The organism is Streptomyces sp. NPDC088915, assembly GCF_044749825.1.
In the GTDB taxonomy this organism is placed as follows: domain Bacteria; phylum Actinomycetota; class Actinomycetes; order Streptomycetales; family Streptomycetaceae; genus Streptomyces.
The window spans coordinates 532,415-548,473 of the sequence record NZ_JBIVIR010000001.1 but is presented as its reverse complement, the minus strand read 5'-3'; the positions used below and the strand labels follow the sequence as shown (position 1 = coordinate 548,473).

Genomic DNA, 16,059 nt, shown 5'->3' with positions numbered 1-16,059 from the left:
GCAGGTGGGAAGGGCCATGGCCATCTTGTCCACCGAGACCGGGAGGGACGCGACACGTTGTTCTCCCGACCTTCACTCTTGACAGTATCCTGTCGAAATGACAGTCTGCTGTCATGGCACACGAGAGCGGCACCCGCATCGTCCACCTCGCCGTCTACGACACCCTCGCGGACTGGGAGACCGGCCACGCCACGGCCTGGCTCGCCCGCGCGGGCCACACGATCAGGACCGTCGGCCCGGTCGCCGGCGAGCCCGTCACCACGATCGCCGGGATCCGGATCGTCCCCGACCTCGCGCTCGACGACCTGCGCCCCGAGGACAGCGCGCTGCTGATCCTGCCGGGGGCCGAGAAGTACGACGAGGGCGACGAGCTGGCCCCGTTCGCCGCGAAGGCCCGCGCCTTCCTCGACGCCGGGGTCCCGGTCGCCGCGATCTGCGGCGCGACGGCGGGCCTGGCCCGCGAGGGCCTGCTCGACGACCGCCGCCACACCAGCGCGGTCTCCTTCTACCTGGCCGCCACCGGCTACAAGGGCGCCGAGCACTACGTCGACGCGGACGCGGTGCGGGACGGCGACCTCATCACGGCGGGCCCGACCGAGCCCGTCGCCTTCGCACGCGAGGTCTTCGCCCGCCTCGGGGCGTACGAGGGGAAGCGGGACGCCTGGTTCCGCCTCTTCCACGACTCGGACCCGGCGGCCTTCGCCGAACTGAACGGATGAGCCGCGCGCAGCAGGACGCCCTGTCCCGCACCGCCCTGGGCGTCTTCCGGCTGAACGGCCAGTTCCTCGCCGTCTCGGAGAAGCTGGCCGAACCGGCGGGCCTCACCGCCGCCTGGTGGCAGGTCCTCGGGGCCGTCCTGCCCGAACCCCTGCCGGTCGCCGGGATCGCCCGCGTCATGGGCATCACCCGGCAGAGCGTCCAGCGGGTGGCCGACCTCCTCGTACGGGAGGGCCTGGCGTCCTACGAGCCGAACCCGGCCCACCGCCGCGCCAAGCTCCTCGCCCCCACCGACGCGGGCCGGGCGGCCGTCCGCCGCATCGACCCGGGCCACGCGGAACTCGCCGCGCTGCTCCTGCGGGAGCTGGGCGGGCAGGAGGCGTTCGACGAGACCGTACGGGTCCTGGAGCGGCTGTCGGCGGCGCTCGACGCGGTGGAGAGGGCGGGGCGCGACTCCTAGGCGGTCGCGTCCGGTTCGGGGAAGACGCAGAACTCGTTCCCCTCCGGATCGGCCATCACCCACCAGTCGATCTCGTGGTCGCGCGCCCGGAGCACGGTCGCGCCCATGGCCACGAGCCGGTCGGGATCTCCCCACACGTCGAGGTGCACGCGGTTCTTGACCGTCTTCCCCTCCGCCACCGGGTTGACCCAGATGAGCGGCCCGGCCCCCGCCCCGTCCACGAGGGGGACCGGCCACTCCCGCGGGCGCGTGCTCCCGTCGGCCATGGGACTGCGCGCGTAACCGATCGCCCGGCACCACCAGTCGGCCAGCGCCTGGTGGTCGACCGCGTCGATCGCGAGGTCCTTGAAGCGGGCCGGGGCGTCGTCTCCGTTTCTCATGCGTGCCATACAAGCACCGGCGGCCGGTTCACCAGTCGTTCCGGCAGGCGAGCAGCTCCGCGACGGCGCTCCGCAGGAGCAGCGGGTGCACGAACCGGCCGGGCCCCGTCGGCGGACACCGCCACGCGAGCGGCCAGGTCCGGCCGGTCAGCGCGGGCACCGGCACGTAGCTCACGTGCGCGGGCCCGGCACCGAACCGGGTCACCCCGCGCGGCCACGACTTGTGGGACGTCGTCCCCGGCGGCACCAGGAAGTAGACCCCGCGCCGCCCGTTCGCCTCGATGACGACCGGCCCCGGATCACCGCCGGTGAGCGTCTCCATCCAGTCGGCCAGCCGACGCCCGTCCTCGCCGTCCACTCGAACGGCGTCGAATTGTACGCCTGCCTTACGGAGTTGGAATCCGGAAACTGGAATCCAGTCGACGTTTACTTCCCGATTCTCTTCAATCACGGAGACATGCTCCCGCGCCGACGCTAGCGTTTTCCACGACTGCTGACGGTACGTCGGCATTCTGTCGACCTGCGTCAACGCAGCTCGAATGCAGTCGAATTGGGCGGGGAGCAATTGAGACCGGTTGAGACCGGTTGAGTTCGAATGGGGAGCACGATGGCCCGAGTGGAGAACAGGGAACCGGTGGGTCCGGCGGCGCGGATGGCGGCGTCGCTGGCCAAGAGAATGCGCGTGAAGAAAGGAATGACGCAGGAACAGCTCGGTACGGAGACGGGTTATACCGGCGCGGCGATCAGCGCGATGGAGCGGATGATCCAGCCGGTGAGCGACGAAATGCTGGCGCAGCTCGAACAGGCGCTGAGCAACGGGACGGGCATCTTCGAGGAGCTGCGGGAGCTCGTACGTCTGGAGAAACTGCCGGAGCAGTTCCGTGGGTACGCGCCGATCGAGCAGAAGGCGGTTTCTCTCTGGCTGTATGCCGACCATGTCGTTCACGGCCTCTTCCAGACGGAGGCGTACGCGCGGGCGCTGATCGCGGGCGGGTACCCGGAGCCGACGCCGGAACGGACCGAGGAACTGGTGGTCGGCCGGATGGCGCGGAAGGTGCTGTTCGACCGGAAGCCGGTGTGCGAGATCGAGCTGATCCTCGACGAGTCGGTACTGAAGCGCCCGATCGGGGACACAGAGGTCATGCGGGAGCAGCTGGAGTACTTGGCGGAGTGCGCGCGCAGGAGGAACGTGAACCTTCAGGTACTACCGCTGGACGCGGGTCTGAGCGGAGAGTACGCAGGTGACCGAGGAGAGCTGAACATCGTGGAGAGCTCGGCTCACGACCACGTGACCTTCCTGGAGATCCAGGGGGAGAGCCTGCTGATCACCGACCGGGCGAAGGTGAGTACGCACCGGCACCGGTATGCGAAGATCCGGGCACAAGCCCTGGATCCGCGCCGGTCGCTGGGCGTCATCGAGGAGTTGGCGGGAGTACGGAGATGAACGACACCCTGCAGTGGTTCAAGTCCAGCTACAGCGACAGCGGTGGCGGCAACTGCGTCGAGGTGGCCTTCACGTGGCGCAAGTCCTCGTACAGCGACGGTGGCGGCGGCAACTGCGTCGAGGTCGCCACCTGCACGCACGCCGTGCACCTGCGGGACTCCAAGCAGCACGACGACGGCCCCACGTTCGCCGTGGAGCCCGCCGCGTGGAGCGAGTTCGTCGCCTGGCAGAGCTGACGGCGTGGGTGGCTTCCTGTACGTGCTCGGCGCGGTGCTCATCGTCGTCGGCTGCCTCGCCCCGGTCCTGACGACCGGCAACTTCCTCGCCTGGTCCAAGGCCGGGAAGCTGCGTCGGCACGGCATAGAGGGCGAGGCGGTCTCCGTCCTCAACGACTGGATGGAGGGGAAGCCCCGGGTGCACTACCGGGTGTGCCTGCCCGACCCGGACGAGGACCGGCGTTTCTACGCGACCCAGTTGACGGAGCCGGACCCGGTCGGGACGACCTCCACGGTGGTCTACGACCGGCGCAGGCCCACCCGGGCGATGGTCGGGGCGATGGAGAAGGTCGACGCGACGCACCGCTCCGAGGGCGGGGTCGTCAAGTTCGTCACGGTCTTCGCGCTCTGCACGCTCCTGCCGGGATGCGCCCTCGTCGCCCTCTTCCCGTGACGCCGAGAGGGGCCGGTCCCGCTGTCGCCCGGACCGGCCCCTCCCCGACGTACCCGTGCGGACGTCAGCAGGACAGGTTCGCCCCGGTCGGGACGCCCAGGATCTGGGTGAACTGCTGGTACTTGGAGACCCGGCTCTGCACCTGGGCCGGGTTCTTCCCGTCGCACTCCAGCGAGCCGTTGATGGAGCGGATGGTCTGGCCGAAGCCCGCGCCGTTGACCATGGCGTTGTGGCCGGTCATCGTGCCGGGGCCGTTCTGGGTGTTCCAGTACCAGAGGCCGGTGGACATGGCGACGGCCGGGTCCTGCTCGACGCGCCAGGGGTTGTTCAGGAGGTCGATGCCGAGGGCGTCGCCGGCGGCCTTGTAGTTGAAGTTCCAGGAGAGCTGGATGGGCCCGCGGCCGTAGTACGCGGCCTGGCCGGCGGGGCAGCCGTAGGGCTGGCCGGAGTCGCAGTAGTGCGGGTAGTTGGCCGTGTTCTGCTCGACGATGTAGTAGAGCCCGGCGGTCTCGTGGGAGACGTTGGCGAGGAAGGCCGCGGCCTCCTGCTTCTTCACCGTGTCGCTGCCGGTGGTGGCGAAGGCCGGGTACGACTTGAGGGCGTTGACCAGGCCCGCGTACGTGTAGAACGGGTTCCGGTTCGGGAACATCTGGTTGAACTGGGCCTCGGAGACGACGAAGCCGTTGTTCTGGCCGCCGTCACCGCCGCCGCCGGTGCCGCAGGCGCCCTCGTCGCGCCAGACGTCCGAGGAGCCGGGACGCTCGTTCTGCGTCCACCACTTCGCGTACCAGTTGTGGCCGTTGTACGAGGCGGTCTTGCCGCCGGTGTAGACCGTGGAGGAGTTCCACGCCGCCACGCAGGCGGGGGCCGCCCCTGCCGAGGCCGCGGGGAGCAGTACGGCCAGGCCTACGGCCGTACAGAGCGCGACGAACAGGGTGAGCAGCTTACGGAGCATCGCTCGTCCTTCCGGGTGGGGGGATCCGGGATCGGGAAGGGCCAGCGAAGCGTGATTGGTCTGGACCTGTCAAGGTCTAGACCAGAAATCGTGACAGTGCCCGGCAAGCGGAAGGCCCGGGGCGGACGGAAGCCGTCCACCCCGGGCCCGTTGCTCAGGGCAACGCCCGGCTCTTTAGAACAGGTTGAAGTTCTGGAAGCCGGTGCCGATCTTGACGGCCTTCTTGAACGGGGCCGCCGCCGAGCCCGTGCCCGAGTAGCGGTACAGCTCGCCGTTCGGCTTGCGGGCGATCAGGTCCGTCGTGCCGTCGAGGTCGAGGTCGCCCACGGACAGGATGCGGTCGTACGCGCCCCAGCCGCCGCCGATCTTGGTGCGACCGGCGAAGGGGGCCTTGTAGTTGCCCGTGCCCTTGTACAGCCACAGGTAGCCGGACTTGTCCTTGGCGACGATGTCGGCCTTGCCGTCACCCGTCAGGTCGCCCTGGCCCGCGATCTGGTTGTAGGTGTTCCAGCCGCCGCCGACCTTGGTGCGGGCGGTCAGGCGGCCGTCCGGGTAGGAGAGGTAGCTCCACAGCACGCCGGCCTTGTCGACGCCGATGAGGTCGTACTCCTTGGCGCCGCCGATGCTGCCCGGCGAGAGGACCGTGGTGTAGGTGCCCCAGCCCGTGCCGACCTGCTTCTCGACGTAGTCCTCGCCGACGGCCGCGCTGAATTCCAGAACGCCGTTCTTGGAGAGGACCCAGCCGCCCTCGCTGATCCCGTCGTCGTCGTTGTCGACGTCGATCAGGTCGGCGATGCCGGTGGCGGGGATCTCGGTGTTCTCGGCGGGGTCGAAGCCGCCCCTGCCGTTGGGGAAGAAGAAGTGCAGCTCGCCGGTGCTCTTGCGGGTGCCGGTCATGATGAAGAGGGGCGCCGTGGGCGCGTCCTCGGCGCCGAACGCGCTCGCCTGCGGGGCGTGCTCGGCGTGGAACCGCTGGTTGGCCTCGGCGCGCGCCTGGCCGGCCCCGACGGGAGCGCCGGTGGCGAAGGCGGTGCCGGCGGCGGTCGCCGCGGCGACGGCGACGGCGGTGGCGACGAAGGCGCCCTTGAGCGCGCGACGGCCTCGGTTGATCTGCATGGAGATCCCCCCTGGGATGCTCATCGGATGGTGCTCGGACGCTCCGGGCGGTGTGTCGCCCGGAACGGTGTGGCGTGCGGTGCGTTCGGCGGTCCGGCACGCCCGGCGGGGCGGGGCATGCGATGCCCCGGGTGCTCGCCGGGCCGGATCCGCCGGGATGTGGATGTCGGAGGAGGGTGAAGTCCTGGGAGCCGGTGCCGGTCCCGACGGGCGTCGTGAGCGGGACCGTGGCGGCGGCTCACCGGCGTGCCGCGCGGGCCGCCGGGGTGGGGTCCCGGAGGAGGGGCGGAGATCCGGCCCTCCCCCGGGCGTGCCGCTCGCGTGCCCGGAGCGGCGGGTGGCTCAGAGCAGGTTGTAGTTCTGGAAGCCGGTGCCGATCTTGACGGCCTTCTTGAACGGGGCCGCGGCGTTGCCGGTGCCCGAGTAGCGGTACAGCTCGCCGTTCGGCTTGCGGGCGATCAGGTCCGTCGTGCCGTCGAGCTCCAGGTCACCGGCGGACAGGATGCGGTCGTACGCGCCCCAGCCGCCACCGATCTTGGTGCGACCGGCGAAGGGGGCCTTGTAGTTGCCCGTGCCCTTGTACAGCCACAGGTAGCCGGACTTGTCCTTGGCGACGATGTCGGCCTTGCCGTCACCGGTCAGGTCGCCGTAGCCGGCGATCTGGTTGTAGGCGTTCCAGCCGCCGCCGACCTTGGTGCGGGCGGTGACGCGGCCGTCGGAGTAGCCGAGGTAGCTCCACAGGACGCCGGACTTGTCGACCCCGAGGAGGTCGGCGTCCTTGGCGCCGCCGATGCTGCCCGGCGAGAGGACCGTGGTGTAGGTGCCCCAGCCCGTGCCGACCTGCTTCTCGTGGATGTCGAAGTCGTCGTCCCAGTTGTAGGTCAGCCGGCCGTCCTTGTAGAGGGCCCAGCTGCCGTGGTTGTCGTTGGCGGTGAAGATCCAGTCGGAGAACGCGGAGAAGCTGACGCCCGCGTCCTCGGCGCGGGCGAAGCCGCCCTTGAAGGTCGGGTCGAAGACCGTCAGGTTGGTGGTCTTCTTGTGGGTGCCGAACATCGGGAAGACGACCATGTCCTCCGGGCCGTCCTGCGCGTCGAACGCGCCGGCCCGCGGGGCCTCGGCGGCCTTGTGCTCGGCCGATGCCCTGGTGGCGGCCTCGGCTCCGGACGGAGCGCCGGAGGCGAAGGCCGTGCCGGCGGCGGTGGCCGCGGCGACGGTGACGGCGGTGGCTACGAGCGCTCCCCTGAGCGCGTGCCGACGTCGGTTGATGATCACGGGATGTCCCCCTGCGATGGTTCTCGTCGGCGGCGCGTGACGCGGGCCGCCGGTCGTGCGAAAGATTCTCATACGAGCAACACGGGACATACGGGAGATCCCCCGTCCCGGTGGTCACCCGCGTCACTCCGGTCGCCCGAGCCGCCGTCGTCACTCCGGCCTCTCGGGCACCGCTCACCACAGATCACGCTTCCGGGGGCGATCAGGCCCGTCCGGCCGCCGGACGTGAGGTGTCCGACGGACAGCGGTCGGCCGTCCACGTCCGAGCCGCCGGCCTTCGCGCGGCCCGCGAAGAGGGGCCCGCGGCGACGGCGGTCATGGGCGTCCCCTTGAGGGCACGCGGGTTTCGCTCGGTTCTCATGGATATCCCCCCCGGGATGTTCCCGATCGGCGGTGCGCGTGGCGACCGCCGTCACCTGAGACTCTCTCACAAAATCTTCGAAAAGGCGTTCCCGATTTCCTCTTCGACCCCGGGAGCCCCGGAGGCCTCCGGAGTCCCGGGGCGGTGGGGGCGCCGGGGGCAGGGGGGCGTCGGGACGCGCCGGGGCGCGCCGCTCAGTCGAACCGGATGTGCCGGAGCCCGGTCGCCGTCCGCCGCAGCCGCGCCCGCAGCGCGCCGCCGGTGTCGGGGGCGAGGGTCAGCCCGGCCGAGGCGGCGATGCGGTCCGCGACCCGCGGGACCGTGAGGCGGTCGGTGCGGACGTGCTCGGCGAACTCCTCGCCCCGCAGGCGGTCCAGGCACAGGTCGAGCTTCGAGACGGCGAAGCTCTCCCGCCGGAGCGGGGCGTCCTTCCCGCCGAGGACCCGCACCGCGTGCCCGAAGCCGCGCTCGCGCAGGCGGCGCAGGACCGTCGCGCGCTCGGCGAGGAGCGCGAAGTGCCGTACGTCGTGACCGGCCGCGCGCAGGCGTCCGACCGTCTCGTCGAAGGACCGGGGCTCCACGACCGTCATCGGCGCGATCACCACGCCCGGGTGCTTGCGGAGGGCCAGGTCCAGGACCTCGTACACCCCCTGCCGCCAGGCCGGGAGGTCCTGGAAGTCGCCCCGGAGCCCCGGGGGCGTCATGCGGTGCAGGCCGAAGCCGACGTGCTCGGGGTCGCAGACGACGCTTCCCGGCAGCCGCCTGCGCAGCTCGTACGCGGTCTGCGTCTTGCCCCCGCCGAAGGGTCCGTTGATCCAGATCAGCATTCCCGGAGCCTAGGACCCGTCCGGCGGCTCAGATCCGCATTCCCGGAGCCTAGGACCCGTCCGGCGGCTCAGATCCGCATTCCCGGAGCCCAGGACCCGTCCGGCCGCTCAGAACCGCATTCCCGGAACCCAGGACCCGTCCGGCGGCTCAGATCAGCAGCACGATCCGGCCCGGCCGGTGGCCCGCCTCCGCGCGGCGGTGGGCCTCGGCGGCGGAGGCCAGGGGGACGATGTCCGCCGTCCGGGTGGTCAGCTCGCGGGCGGCGACGCCGTCCAGGATCGCCTTCAGGCGGGCGGCGTCCGGGCGGGGACGGATCGCGGTGACGTCGATGTCCCGGACCCGGTCCGGCAGTTGCTCCCCGGAGGCCGAGACGAACGTCCCGCCGTCCCTGAGGGCGGGCAGCAGCGGGGCGCCGATGAGCGCCGCGTCCAGGACGGCCGCGACCCCCTCGGGGACGTGGGCGCGGACCTTGGCGACGACGTCCGCCGGGTCGCCGCGCGGGACCAGCTCCTCGGCCCCGAGCCGGAGCAGCTCGTGCCGGTCGTCCTCCTCGGCGAGGACGATCACCCGGTACCCCGCGGCCGCCGCGTGCTGGACGGCGAAGCGGCCCACCACCCCGCCGGCCCCGCTGACCAGGACCGGGGAGCCCCCGGGGAGGTCCAGGAGGTCGACGGCCTGGTAGGCCGCGAGGGCGGAGAGCGGCACCGAGGCGGCCGTGGTGAACTCCATGTCCTCGGGGATCGGCGCCAGCCACTCGGGGTCGGCCCGGATCACCTCCGCGTACGAGCCCTCGCCCGTCCCCTCCGTCACCCAGGGGATGAAGCCGGCCACCCGGGTGCCCTCGGGGAGGCCGGGGGCGGCGTCCAGGAGCACGCCCGCGAAGTCGAAGCCGAGGACGAAGGGCGGGGCCAGCTCGCCCAGGAAGGCGGCCCACCGCCCGGAGCGGATCCTCAGGTCCGCCTGGTGCACGGCGGCGGCCTTGAGCCGTACGCGCACCCGGCCCGGGACGTCACCGGCCTCCGGGTCGGGGCGGTTGGCGATCCTGAGGACCTCGGGTCCGCCGTAGGAGATCACTTCGACGACGCGCATGGGGTACTCCTGCACTGCTCGGTACTGCTCGTGTACTCCTCGTACGGAAGCCCCCTCGTGGCCATTACACAGAGGCTCCCCACCCCCGGCAACCGCTGATGACCCGCCCGGGGCCCGGCTCGCGGCCCGGCTCGCGGCGCGGCTCGCCGTCCGGCTTGCGGAAGGGAGAACTCCTGGTGACGGGCGGCGACGCCCCCCACGGAACCGCACACGCGTGCGTACCGTCGCGCGCATGGACTGGCTCACCTCCGAGAACCTCGTCGCCGTGGTCACCGCGCTCGTCGGCGTCCTCGTCTCGGTCGGCGTCGCCTGGTACCAGTGGTGGGTGCCGCGCCAGCGGCGGATCGGCTACCGCGTCCAGCTCGACACGGCCATCGGCGGCGCGGCGAGCGGCGCCGCCGCCAGCACCGGCACGGCCGTGCGGCGCGGCTACTTCGACGCCAGCCCCGGCCTGGAGGACGCCACCCTCGTCCTGCTCCGGATCGAGAACGACGGGGCCCTGGCCGTCACCACCGACCACTACACGGACGGGGACGACCAGGGGCTCACGGTGGAGTTCGAGGGGCGGCACGTGAAGGCGGTCGTCGTCACCGCCCCCGACCACCCCCGCCTCCTCAGCCACTTCCCCGACACCTGGACGGGCCCCGCCGAGGGCGCCACCAGCATCGCGCTGCCGAAGGTCCCCCTCAACCGGGGCTCCTCCTACAAGCTTCTCGTCCTGCTCGGCGGCGGCCCGATCGGCGGCGCGGTCAGGGTCGACGGCAGCCTCGCCGAGGGCCGCGTCCACCCCACCCGCAGCATCACCCCCGACGACAAGCCGCCCGTCTTCAGCCGGGCCGCGCTCTCCGTCACGGTCCTCCTCACCGCGTGCGTCGTCGCCCTCGCCGCGATCATCGTCCGCGAAGAGCCCCCGCCGCCGATCGGCTGTGCCCGGGGCACCCTCACGGTCACCGGCTCGACGGCCTTCGCCCCCGTCGCGGAGGAGCTCGCGAAGGAGTACGAGGAGGACTGCGCGGGCGCGACGGTGATCGTGGACACGCACGGCTCGACCACCGGCGTCCGGGCCCTGGACGCCGCCGGGAGGAAGGCGGCCGCGGCGAAGGAGGGCCCGCCCGCCGTCGTCGCGCTCTCCGACGGACACAAGCCGAACGGCCACCCGGAGCTGCGGGAGACCATGGTCGCCGTCTCCCTCTTCACCCTCGTCGTCCACGACGGGATACCCGTCGCCGACCTCGACCGGGAGCGGATCCAGGGCATCTACCGGGGCGACATCACCAACTGGAGCGCGCTCGGCGGCCCGAACCTGCCGATCCGGCTGGTGAGCCGGAACGCCGGCTCCGGCACCAGGGAGGTCTTCCAGCGCCGGGTCCTCGGCGAGAACGAACCGGGCAACTCCTCCCTCGACTGCGAGCACCGCGACGGCCCCCGGGCGAGGGTCACCCGCTGCGAACTCGACTCCACCGAACAGGTCCTGGACACCGTCGCCCGCCTCCCGGGAGCCATCGGCTACGGCGAACTGCGCGCGAGCGGCGCCGTGAAGGGCCTGCACCGGGTGGCGATCGACGGCCGCGACGCCGACGTCGACGCCCTGGGCACGTCCGGCTACCCGTACCGGGAGATCGAGTACGCCTACACCTGGGGCGAGCCGCCGGCCGACTCCCTGACGGCCAGTTTCCTCACCTACCTCACCCGGGGCGGCGGCCAGGACGTCGTCCGCGTCCACGGCCACCTGCCCTGCGCCACCCCGAAGGGGCTGCGGATCTGCGGGGAGGAGTGAGGCCCCCGGGGACGGGCGGGGCGGGCGGGGGCGCCGACGGAAAGGGCCCGCCGCCCCGGCGAACCGGGGGGCGGGCCCTCTCACGTACCCCTGTGGTTACAGGAACGAGTTGATCTCGATCGTCTCGGTGCGGCCGGGGCCGACGCCGATCGCGGAGATCGGGGCGCCCGACATCTCCTCCAGGGCCTTCACGTACGCCTGCGCGTTCTTCGGCAGGTCGGCGAAGGTCTTGGCCTTGGTAATGTCCTCGGACCAGCCCGGCAGCATCTCGTAGACCGGCTTCGCGTGGTGGAAGTCGGTCTGCGAGTAGGGCAGCTCCTCGACGCGCTTGCCGTCGATCTCGTACGCGACGCAGACCGGGATCTGCTCCCAGCCGGTGAGCACGTCGAGCTTGGTGAGGAAGAAGTCGGTCAGGCCGTTGACGCGGGTGGCGTAGCGGGCGATGACCGCGTCGAACCAGCCGCAGCGACGGTCGCGGCCGGTGGTGACGCCGCGCTCGCCGCCGATGCGGCGCAGGTCCTCGCCGTCCTGGTCGAACAGCTCGGTCGGGAACGGGCCGGCGCCGACGCGGGTCGTGTACGCCTTGAGGATGCCGATGACCCGGGAGATCTTCGTCGGGCCCACGCCGGTGCCGGTGCAGGCGCCGCCGGCGGTCGGGTTCGAGGAGGTGACGAAGGGGTACGTGCCGTGGTCGACGTCGAGCAGGGTGCCCTGGCCGCCCTCGAAGAGCACGACCTTGTCCTCGTCCAGCGCGTTGTTGAGGATCAGGGTGGTGTCGGCGACGAACGGCTTGATCTGCTCCGCGTACTGGAGCATCTCCTCGACGATCTGCTCGGCCTCGATGGCCCGCCGGTTGTACAGCTTGGCGAGGAGCTGGTTCTTCCCCTCCAGGGCCGCTTCGACCTTCTGGGTGAGGATCGACTCGTCGTACAGGTCCTGGACCCGGATGCCGACGCGGTTGATCTTGTCGGCGTAGGTCGGGCCGATGCCCCGGCCCGTGGTGCCGATCTTGCGCTTGCCGAGGAACCGTTCCGTCACCTTGTCGAGGGTGACGTTGTACGGGGTGATCAGGTGGGCGTTGCCGCTGATCAGGAGCTTCGACGTGTCGACGCCGCGCTCGTTCAGTCCGCTCAGCTCGGAGAGCAGGACCGCCGGGTCGACGACGACACCGTTTCCGATCACCGGGGTACACCCCGGCGAGAGGATTCCGGAAGGGAGAAGATGCAGCGCGTACTTTTGGTCGCCGACGACGACCGTGTGGCCGGCGTTGTTGCCGCCCTGGTAGCGCACCACATAGTCAACGGATCCACCGAGCAGGTCGGTGGCCTTTCCCTTGCCCTCGTCACCCCACTGAGCACCGAGCAGCACAAGTGCGGGCACAGGCGTACACCCCTTCCGGGTGGGGCATGTCCAAGGTCAGGGGGCGTACGCCGCCTCACCGGTGTGCCCCGGAATAGACGAAGCCCCTGGCGCAATAGCGCAAGGGGCTCTTGCACAAAGATGCTACCCGAGGAAGGACCGAGGTGTCGGATCACGACCAGCTGCTGGTCATCGTCGACCCGGTCGCCCGCCGAAGCGACGGCGAGTCCGTGCGGATCGCGAAGGATGTCCTGTCCGCCGGCGCGGAGGCGAAGATCTGCCTGCCGGACGGGCCGGAGGAATTCTCCCGGGCCCTGGCCCGGCGCGGCTCCCGGCGCCCCGTGCTGCTCGGGGACGACCACGCCCTGCTGCGCGCGGTGACCCTGCTGCACCGCGAGCGGGAGCTGGCCGAGGGGGCCCTCTCCCTGGTGCCGATCGGGGCCCCGGAGGCGGTGGAGGTGGCCCACGCGCTCGGCGTGCCGCGCTCCACGCCGGCGGCGGCGCGGGCGGCCCTGGACGGGGCGGTGCGCCGTCTGGACCTCCTGGTGGACGACAGCGACGGCGTCGTCCTCGGGGACCTCCTGGTCCCGGCCGTCCCAGCCCCGGCGCCGGCGGCCCCGTCGGTCTGGGGCACCTGCCGCTCCCTGGTCCGGACCCTGGTGCCCCCGGCGGTCCGTCTCCATCCCCTGCGGGTGGAGGCGGACGGCGTCCTGCTCGCGGACGTGGACGCCCCTCTGGAGGCCCTGACGGCCCGCTCGGTCGCCGGCGCGGCCGAGGTGACCGTCCACCCCCCGTCGTCCCCGCCGCGCCGCGCGACCGCCCACACCCTCACCGTCTCGGGCCCGGACTTCCGCTACCGCGCGGACGGCCGGCTGACGGGGCCGGTGCGGCGGCGGACGTGGACGGTGCGGGAGGGGGCGTGGGGGCTGAGGCTGCCGAGGGCGTGAGGTTTCCGGGGGCGGGCGGGGAGTCCCGTACGGGAGGCGGACAGCGTCACGGGCGGGGACACCGAGGGGGGTCGTGATGACGCGCGCGCTGGACACGGCGGGGACCGCCGAGGCGCTGGACCGGTACCGGGAGCGGGCCGGGCAGACACTGGCCGGGGGCGTCGTCGCGCTCGTCGGGGGCGTGGTCGTCGGGTTCCTGCCGGGGCCCGCGTGGACCGGTGACGTGGTCGCCTGGGCCGTCTGCCTCGGCGTCGTGTTCGCCTGCGTCGGCGCCGGGGCCCTGGTGACCGCCCGCAGGATGCGGGCCGTCCTGACCGCCGGGGAGTGGTCGGCGCACGCCGCCGTGCCGGTCGCGATCCCGATCCCTGTCCCGGTCCCGGTCCCGGCCGCCGTGACGCCCGTCGGGACCGCGTCCTCCCCGGCGTACGAACGGCTGGCCGCCCTGGCCGGGCGGCAGTCCGCGCCGGGGTCCCGCCGCCCCGAGGCGGACGTGCGGTCGGCGCCGTGGTGGCGGGTGCGGGGCCTGCGCCGGATCTCCGGCCTGAGCGAGGTGCTGGTCACGGCCGGTTCCTGCGCGTGCGCGGGCGGCCTCCTGCTGCTGCCCCTGGAAGGGTTCGAGCGCGCCTACCTCTTCGGACTGGGCGCCGTCTCCCTGCTCCTCCTGGTCTTCCGGACCTTCCGGTTCCTGACGGGCGGGGCCGGGGCCGCCCGGCTCCTGGTCAGGGCGGCGACCGCCCCCGTACCCGTCGTCCGCCGGTACGCGCTGCTGCACGACCCGCGCGACGACGTCCCCGTGCTCGTGCTCTTCCCTGCCCACGGCGGCCCGGACGACCTGCCGGAAGCGGTCCTGCCCCTCGTACCGCCCGGCCCGCAGAAGAAGCCCCGCCTCGGCCTGCCGCCGTCCTCCACCGGAACGGTCGACCTGCGCGGCTGGCTGGACCGCACGGACGACGGACAGCCGGTCGTCGTGCCGTGGATCGACGACCGCCCCCTGTGGCCGGCGGGCCCGTACCGGGAGACGGGCGCGGCGGAGGTCACGTCCCTCCTGGACCGGCTCGCGCCGCCACCGGCCCCCGCCCCGCGGACGCTCCCGTAACGGCCACCGGCCCCCTACCCGACGGCCGGGCTGCGGCGTTCGAGCAGGACGACGTCGCGCCAGGTCCCGTGGTGGCTCAGCACTGAGGACGGCCCCGTTCATAACTGCGTCCCGCCACCGGAGACAGGAGCCTCGCCACGCACTCCATACCGGCACCGGCCGGTACAGAGCCCGAGAAACGGTTCCTGCCCACCACTTCTCGCGGTGGGCAGGAACCGTTTCCGTCAAGCGGCAGTGATCTGCCAGGCGACCATACCTGTCGCTCCGGGAGTCGCGGTGATATCGATCGGCAATTCCGCCGGTGAATTCTGCACGCGCCGGCTCGCCGACGTTCCGTCACAGGAAATGGACTGTGCGGGATTTCCGCCGATTACCAGGTTCACGGTTCCCGTGCCGACACAGGCTACGGAGACTTCGTACGCCTTGCCCTTCTTGAGCGAGGAGCGGGTGTGCACGCCATCCCGCACCCGCTCCAGCCCGGATTCCACGAACTTCGGGTCGTCGGGCGAGATCGTCTCCAGTACGGCCTTGGCCCGGCTGCCCTGGGCTTCCTCCTCCCCCGGGGGAGAGGGCGTCGCCGTCGGCCTGCCCGTCGCCGACGGCGACGGAGTGCTCGGTGGTGCCGTGCCCTCACCGCTGCAGCCGGTCGCAAGGAAGGGCGCGAGGGCGAGGGCCGCTGCCACGGCCATCAACTTGCGCGGTGGCGTCATGAGCTCGTCTCCCAGTAGTTCCAGCCGACCTCCGAGGTGGGCAGCTTCGCGGTGCCGCTCTTGACGAGCTTCTTGCCGCACCGGTCGGCGCTGGTCTCGTACTTGGCCCACTTCACGGAGTACCCCCAGGAACCGTACTGGAGGTGGCCGTACTTGCCGCTGGTCACGTTCCTGCGGTACTCGTGCCCGACGCTGATGCCGACCTCGGTGCCGATCTTGGCCGAGATCGAGACCTTGGCCTTGGCGACGATGCCGCTGACCTCCACCTCACCGCCCACGCTGACTTCCCGCTGGACCTTCCCCGACTTCTCCACCTTGACCACCATGGTGCCCCCGGGCCCGTCCTTGAAGGACGTCCCCCCGAACTTGGCCGGCATGTGGACGGCGGTCTTCGAGGGGATCTCGATCCATGTGCGGCGCGGATTGTCGCACGCCTGCGTGCCGCTCTCGGAGTTGACCGGCACCTCCGGCAACTGCTCCAGCGAAGCGTCCTCCGCGGCGGCCTCCTGCACCGCCTCGGCCGACGTGTTCACGGACTCCGGCCCGCCGTCCTCCGCGTGCGCCGGGACCGCCACGCCACCCAGCAGAGCCAGAGCGAAAACCGGGACGACAGTCCCGCCCATCGTCAAACGCATGATTCCCCCATATGGAAACTTCTCCGGTCGCCGTTAGGTCAGTGAGGCGACCGCGTGCGACGAACATAGCCGTGTTCACGGAGGAGCAGGGGAACATGATCATTCTTCTGAGGAAGAATTGAGGTAGGCCGGTTTCGGCCACCGCCAACCCGTCCCGGCATACCGTAGCGTTCACCGCCATTGCGCCGATCTCGCTTCGTGAAGAAGGTTCATTTCCGGGCTTTTTGTCTGCATGGGCGGAGTG

Annotated in this window: 18 protein-coding genes; 8 read left to right on the top strand and 10 right to left on the bottom strand. The window is 71.7% G+C overall.

The window, feature by feature from the left end; all coding sequences use genetic code 11:
* Window positions 1-113 precede the first annotated feature (113 nt).
* Both ACIP5O_RS02655 and ACIP5O_RS02650 read left to right on the top strand, forming a co-directional pair.
* Window positions 114-719, top strand: coding sequence for a DJ-1/PfpI family protein (locus ACIP5O_RS02655; RefSeq protein WP_401287677.1), 606 nt, complete (start codon window positions 114-116; stop codon window positions 717-719).
* Window positions 716-1,177, top strand: a complete 462-nt coding sequence (locus ACIP5O_RS02650) for a MarR family winged helix-turn-helix transcriptional regulator (protein ID WP_388663119.1) — start codon at window positions 716-718, stop codon at window positions 1,175-1,177. Before ACIP5O_RS02655 ends, ACIP5O_RS02650 begins: the two co-directional genes overlap by 4 nt.
* Here ACIP5O_RS02650 and ACIP5O_RS02645 read toward each other — a convergent pair.
* Both ACIP5O_RS02645 and ACIP5O_RS02640 read right to left on the bottom strand, forming a co-directional pair.
* The gene (locus ACIP5O_RS02645) at window positions 1,174-1,557 is read right to left on the bottom strand and encodes a VOC family protein (RefSeq protein WP_401287674.1); all 384 of its coding nucleotides are present in this window, start codon (window positions 1,555-1,557) and stop codon (window positions 1,174-1,176) included. The genes ACIP5O_RS02650 and ACIP5O_RS02645 overlap by 4 nt on opposite strands.
* A 28-nt stretch (window positions 1,558-1,585) precedes the next feature.
* Window positions 1,586-2,068, bottom strand: coding sequence for a hypothetical protein (locus tag ACIP5O_RS02640; protein WP_401287672.1), 483 nt, complete (start codon window positions 2,066-2,068; stop codon window positions 1,586-1,588).
* A gap of 96 nt (window positions 2,069-2,164) precedes the next feature.
* Here ACIP5O_RS02640 and ACIP5O_RS02635 point away from each other — a divergent pair, with 96 nt between their 5' ends.
* From ACIP5O_RS02635 to ACIP5O_RS02625, 3 genes are read left to right on the top strand one after another with little or no spacing between them, the layout of a single operon-like run.
* Window positions 2,165-3,001, top strand: a complete 837-nt coding sequence (locus tag ACIP5O_RS02635) for a helix-turn-helix transcriptional regulator (RefSeq protein WP_401287670.1) — start codon at window positions 2,165-2,167, stop codon at window positions 2,999-3,001.
* Complete coding sequence (locus ACIP5O_RS02630) at window positions 2,998-3,237, top strand: DUF397 domain-containing protein (protein WP_401287667.1); 240 nt, start codon at window positions 2,998-3,000, stop codon at window positions 3,235-3,237. The genes ACIP5O_RS02635 and ACIP5O_RS02630 overlap by 4 nt, the downstream gene beginning before the upstream one ends.
* Window positions 3,238-3,241: 4 nt before the next feature.
* Window positions 3,242-3,670: a hypothetical protein gene (locus ACIP5O_RS02625; protein WP_401287665.1), complete on the top strand. Its 429-nt coding sequence runs from the start codon at window positions 3,242-3,244 to the stop codon at window positions 3,668-3,670.
* Between the two features lie 64 nt (window positions 3,671-3,734).
* Here the strand turns inward: ACIP5O_RS02625 and ACIP5O_RS02620 are convergent, their stop codons facing one another.
* From ACIP5O_RS02620 to ACIP5O_RS02600, 5 genes are all read right to left on the bottom strand, one after another.
* Window positions 3,735-4,625 (bottom strand): glycoside hydrolase family 19 protein, encoded by an 891-nt coding sequence (locus ACIP5O_RS02620; RefSeq protein ID WP_401287662.1) that lies wholly within the window; start codon window positions 4,623-4,625, stop codon window positions 3,735-3,737.
* Window positions 4,626-4,799: 174 nt separating this feature from the next.
* Entirely contained in the window at window positions 4,800-5,741 is a 942-nt protein-coding gene (locus ACIP5O_RS02615) for an FG-GAP repeat domain-containing protein (RefSeq protein WP_401287660.1), read from the bottom strand.
* A gap of 342 nt (window positions 5,742-6,083) precedes the next feature.
* Window positions 6,084-7,013, bottom strand: coding sequence for an FG-GAP repeat domain-containing protein (locus ACIP5O_RS02610; protein ID WP_401287658.1), 930 nt, complete (start codon window positions 7,011-7,013; stop codon window positions 6,084-6,086).
* Window positions 7,014-7,568: 555 nt separating this feature from the next.
* On the bottom strand, window positions 7,569-8,201 hold the full coding sequence (locus ACIP5O_RS02605; protein ID WP_401287655.1) for an AAA family ATPase: 633 nt from the start codon (window positions 8,199-8,201) through the stop codon (window positions 7,569-7,571).
* A 148-nt stretch (window positions 8,202-8,349) separates the two neighbouring features.
* Entirely contained in the window at window positions 8,350-9,291 is a 942-nt protein-coding gene (locus tag ACIP5O_RS02600; RefSeq protein ID WP_401287653.1) for an NADP-dependent oxidoreductase, read from the bottom strand.
* A 232-nt stretch (window positions 9,292-9,523) separates the two neighbouring features.
* Between ACIP5O_RS02600 and ACIP5O_RS02595 the strand changes: the two genes are divergently transcribed.
* Window positions 9,524-11,068 carry a substrate-binding domain-containing protein gene (locus tag ACIP5O_RS02595; protein ID WP_401287650.1) on the top strand — a complete coding sequence of 515 codons (1,545 nt, stop codon included), beginning with the start codon at window positions 9,524-9,526 and terminating at the stop codon, window positions 11,066-11,068.
* Between the two features lie 96 nt (window positions 11,069-11,164).
* On the opposite strand, the gene ACIP5O_RS02590 is transcribed toward ACIP5O_RS02595, so the two are convergent.
* The gene (locus ACIP5O_RS02590; protein WP_356539291.1) at window positions 11,165-12,448 is read right to left on the bottom strand and encodes an adenylosuccinate synthase; all 1,284 of its coding nucleotides are present in this window, start codon (window positions 12,446-12,448) and stop codon (window positions 11,165-11,167) included.
* A 143-nt stretch (window positions 12,449-12,591) separates the two neighbouring features.
* Between ACIP5O_RS02590 and ACIP5O_RS02585 the strand changes: the two genes are divergently transcribed.
* Together ACIP5O_RS02585 and ACIP5O_RS02580 are read left to right on the top strand one after the other, a co-directional pair.
* Window positions 12,592-13,374 carry a diacylglycerol kinase gene (locus tag ACIP5O_RS02585; RefSeq protein ID WP_401287647.1) on the top strand — a complete coding sequence of 261 codons (783 nt, stop codon included), beginning with the start codon at window positions 12,592-12,594 and terminating at the stop codon, window positions 13,372-13,374.
* A 76-nt stretch (window positions 13,375-13,450) separates the two neighbouring features.
* Window positions 13,451-14,470, top strand: a complete 1,020-nt coding sequence (locus tag ACIP5O_RS02580; RefSeq protein WP_401287645.1) for a hypothetical protein — start codon at window positions 13,451-13,453, stop codon at window positions 14,468-14,470.
* A 224-nt stretch (window positions 14,471-14,694) separates the two neighbouring features.
* Here the strand turns inward: ACIP5O_RS02580 and ACIP5O_RS02575 are convergent, their stop codons facing one another.
* Both ACIP5O_RS02575 and ACIP5O_RS02570 read right to left on the bottom strand, forming a co-directional pair.
* Complete coding sequence (locus ACIP5O_RS02575) at window positions 14,695-15,180, bottom strand: hypothetical protein (RefSeq protein WP_401287644.1); 486 nt, start codon at window positions 15,178-15,180, stop codon at window positions 14,695-14,697.
* Entirely contained in the window at window positions 15,177-15,755 is a 579-nt protein-coding gene (locus tag ACIP5O_RS02570) for a hypothetical protein (protein ID WP_401287641.1), read from the bottom strand. Before ACIP5O_RS02570 ends, ACIP5O_RS02575 begins: the two co-directional genes overlap by 4 nt.
* Window positions 15,756-16,059: the final 304 nt, after the last annotated feature.